The sequence below is a fragment of the Acidovorax delafieldii 2AN genome (assembly GCF_000175235.1).
Lineage (GTDB): Bacteria > Pseudomonadota > Gammaproteobacteria > Burkholderiales > Burkholderiaceae_C > Acidovorax > Acidovorax delafieldii_B.
In genome coordinates this window covers 1-3,665 of sequence record NZ_ACQT01000307.1, presented here as the reverse complement: position 1 = coordinate 3,665, position 3,665 = coordinate 1, and the positions used below count along the sequence as shown (strand labels likewise).

The following is a 3,665-nucleotide window of genomic DNA, read 5'->3' as shown; positions in this document are numbered from 1 at the left end:
GGCGCTGCCCGGGGCCTGCCACGGCACGGCCTTCACGGGCGTGCCGGGCGGCATCATCTGCAGTTTCTGGAAGCCGTCGACCATCACCTGCTCGCCGGCCTTGAGGCCTTCCAGCACCACCCACTGGTTGTTGCGCGCCGCGCCCACCTTCACCGTGCGCTGGCTGAGCTTGCCGTCGGCGCCCACCACCGTGATCTTGTCGCCCTGCTGGGTGCGCGTGACCGCCTGCTGGGGTAGCGTGATGGCGTTGGACACCTGCGCCTGCTCCAGGCGCACACGCACGTACAGGCCTGGCAGCAGTTCGCCCTTGGGATTGGGCACCTCGGCGCGCAGCGTGATCTGGCCCGTGCTGGCATCCACCGTCAGGTCGGAAAACAGCAGCTTGCCGGAGCGGGCGTATTCGCTGCCGTCCTCCAGCACCACGCGCACACTGGCGGCATCGGTGCCCGCCGCACGCTGGAGCTGGCCATCGGCCATGGCACGGCGCAACGCCATGACCTCGCCGGCGGACTGGGTGAAGTTCACATATACCGGATCGATCTGCTGGATCACCGCCAGTTGCGTGGCCTCGCCCTGCCCCACCAAGGCCCCCTCGGTCACGAGCGCCCGGCCAATGCGGCCCGAAATGGGCGCGGTCACGCTGGCGTAGTTGAGATTGATGCGGCCGGTCTGCACCGCCGCCTTGCCGGCGGCCACATCGGCCTCGGCCTGCTTGTGTGCCGCCACGGCGTTGGCGTATTCCTGCTGGCTCACCGCGTTAGCGGCCAGCAGGGGCTTGTAGCGCTCGGCCAGTGCGGCGGCCTGGGTCAGGTTCGCCTGGGCCCGGGCCAGCGTGGCCTCGGCGCTCTGCAGGGCCGCTGCGTAAGGTGCGGCATCGATGGTGAACAGGGGCTGCCCCGCCTTGACATCGCTGCCTTCACGGAACAGGCGCTTTTGCAGAATGCCGGCGGCGCGGGCCCGCACCTGCGCCACGCGCGAGGCTTCGAGGCGCCCCGGCAGTTCGGTCACAAGACCGACGTCGCCCGGCGTGGCAACCACCACCCCCACTTCCGGCGGCGGCATGCCGCCACCACCCCCCGCTGCAGCCGGCGCCTCGGACTTGCCACAGGCCGCCAACAGCAATACAACGGACAGGCCACCGGCTGCGATGCCCAGGCGCTGTCGCGCAAAGGGAATGGCAGAGGCAACAACGGGGGCAGTCTTGACATAGCGCAAGGCAGACATGGTGTTCCTTGGAGAGAAAGACGCGGCGGATCCGCAAAGTGGACAAGTTTAGTGTGGCGTTGCGTTCAACGCCCACACCCGCAGCAGGTAACGAAGTGCAGTAGGAAAGTATACATACATTCTCGAATGTATGTATAGTAAGGACAACTACCATCGAGAGGTACCCATGGCCCGGCGCACCAAGGCAGACGCACAAACCACGCGCAACAACCTTCTGGATGCTGCGGAACAATTGTTTCAGTCGCGTGGCGTTTCACGCACGTCGCTCAACGACATTGCCACGGCGGCGGGCACCACGCGGGGGGCCATCTACTGGCATTTCCGTGACAAGGCAGACCTGTTCAACGCCATGATGGAGCGCGTGACCCTGCCGCTGGAGCGGACGCTGATCGAGACGCGTCTCGACGAGGCCGCCAACCCGGTCGCCGAAATCCGCCGCGCCATGCTGGAGGGCCTGCGCATCATCGCCACCGATGCGCAGACGCGCCGCGTGTTGCAGATTGCCACCCACCAAGTCGAATACACAGCCGAACTGGGAGCCGTGCTTGAGCGCCACCAGCACAGCCACCGCGAATGGGTGGGTCGCAACCTGCAGGCGCTTCAAAAAACCTTCGCGTTGCGCCAGCTGGCGCCGCCCGTGTCGCTGACCCATGTCAGCCTGGGTTTGCAGGCGCTGCTCGAAGGGCTGGTGCAGCACTGGCTGCTCGACCCCTCGGCCTTCGACCTGCAGGACGTGGGTCGCACTTCACTCGACGTTTTTCTGGCAGGCCTGGGCCTGCGCCCGCACGATCCACCGCACGCGGCGGCCTGAGCCAACACGACCCGCTGGGACCCGCCAGCCAGCGCCGGCTTGACGCCCAAAGCCAAGGTCACCGCTCACCCGCAGGCCTTCGGCTTGCGAAGGTCGGCCCCCTCTCACCCAGGACAACGCTGACCAAGCCCCTCGCGCACGGTGCATCCCTGGCGCGGGGCTGCCTGCGGCGTTGCAATCCTCGGGACAACTGCGGCGATCACTGTGGCTTGCGCGATGCAGCCCACCCCGTTCCGGGGCCCGCCGCATCGCGCTGACTGGTTCAGCGCCGCCCTGGCAAGGGTTCAGGCCCGAGCCCCGTCCATGGGGGGCGCACGCGGTCAAGCACGCCCACATGGTCAGGGCGTGACCGCCCCCGCCACGTACCAGCGCCCGATCAGCGCGCGCTCGGCTTCGGTGATCTGCGTGGCGTTGTTCATGGGCATGAGTTTTTGCACCACCGCCTGCTGGTAGATCGCCTGGGCATGCTGGCGCACGCTGGCGGCCGAATCCAGGCGCAGGTTCTTCATCTGCACCTGCTCGCCGTGGCACTGGTAGCAGCGCTGCGCCAGCACTGCCTGCACGGATGCATAGTCATTTTGGCCTGTAGCGCTTGCTGTTTTTGCGCTACCAGCTATTGAAACAGTAGCACCTGAATCGACCATGACGGCGGCGGGCCGCAGCCACGCCGCAACGCCCACGATCACCGCCACGCCCACCAGCGCGTAGGGCAGCGGATGGCGGTTGCGCCCCAGCTTGTAGCCATGCCGCATCACGAAGAACTGGCGGATGGCCGCACCGGCAAACATCATCAGGATCAGCACCAGCCAGTTCTGCGGGTGGCTCCAGGTAAAGCTGTAATGCCCGCTGAGCATGGCAAACAGCACGGGCAGCGTGAAATATGTGTTGTGCACGCTGCGCTGCTTGCCGCGCTTTCCGTGGATGGGGTCCACCGGCTGGCCCGCCTTGATCTGCGCCACCACCGTGCGCTGGCCGGGGATGATCCAGAAGAACACGTTGGCGCTCATGGCGGTGGCCATCATGGCCCCGACCAGCAAGAAAGCGGCGCGCCCGGCGAACCAGTGGCAGGCCAGCCACGCCGCCACGCACACCAGCACCAGCACCAGGGCGCCAACGATGGCATCGCCGTTCTTCTTCTGCCCGAAAAGGCGGCATATGCCGTCGTACAGCAGCCAGAACACCACCAGGAACGCCAGCGCCACGGCAATGGCCTCGGCCGGCGCCCAGTCCATGCGCGACTTGTCGATCAGGTAGGTGCTGGCGCTCCACAGATACGACACCGTGAACAGCGAGAACCCGCTGATCCAGGTGCTGTAGCTTTCCCAGAAGAACCAGTGCAGGTGGCTGGGCAGCTGCGGCGGCGATACGTTGAACTTGACCGGGTGGTAGAAGCCCCCCCCGTGCACGGCCCACAACTCGCCGCTCACCCCTTGCTTGCGGAGTTCCTCATCGACCGGCGGCGTGAGGCTGCTGTCGAGAAAGACGAAATAGAACGACGACCCGACCCAGGCAATCGCGGTGATGACATGGACCCAGCGCAAGAGCAGGTTGGCCCAGTCGAGAAGGTAGCTTTCCATATCTCAACCCTGGCGGCGCGCAGGCGCCGCATGAGAACGTGTTGGCGGCCGGC

Annotated in this window: 3 protein-coding genes; 1 reads left to right on the top strand and 2 read right to left on the bottom strand. The window is 66.4% G+C overall.

Translation table 11 applies throughout. The features are described from left to right. Window positions 1-1,224 (bottom strand): efflux RND transporter periplasmic adaptor subunit (locus tag ACDELDRAFT_RS20130; RefSeq protein WP_005799904.1); only part of this gene is annotated, 1,224 nt, incomplete at its 3' end. Between the two features lie 166 nt (window positions 1,225-1,390). Between ACDELDRAFT_RS20130 and ACDELDRAFT_RS20125 the strand changes: the two genes are divergently transcribed. After that, complete coding sequence (locus ACDELDRAFT_RS20125) at window positions 1,391-2,035, top strand: TetR family transcriptional regulator (protein WP_005799902.1); 645 nt, start codon at window positions 1,391-1,393, stop codon at window positions 2,033-2,035. Window positions 2,036-2,373: 338 nt separating this feature from the next. Here the strand turns inward: ACDELDRAFT_RS20125 and ACDELDRAFT_RS20120 are convergent, their stop codons facing one another. Further along, window positions 2,374-3,612: a urate hydroxylase PuuD gene (locus tag ACDELDRAFT_RS20120; protein ID WP_005799901.1), complete on the bottom strand. Its 1,239-nt coding sequence runs from the start codon at window positions 3,610-3,612 to the stop codon at window positions 2,374-2,376. Between the last annotated feature and the right edge of the window lie 53 nt (window positions 3,613-3,665).

Coding starts and splice junctions, on each gene's coding strand:
- ACDELDRAFT_RS20125 (WP_005799902.1), top strand. CDS start 1,391: ATGGCCCGGCGCACCAAGGCAGACGCACAAACCACGCGCAACAACCTT.
- ACDELDRAFT_RS20120 (WP_005799901.1), bottom strand. CDS start 3,612: ATGGAAAGCTACCTTCTCGACTGGGCCAACCTGCTCTTGCGCTGGGTC.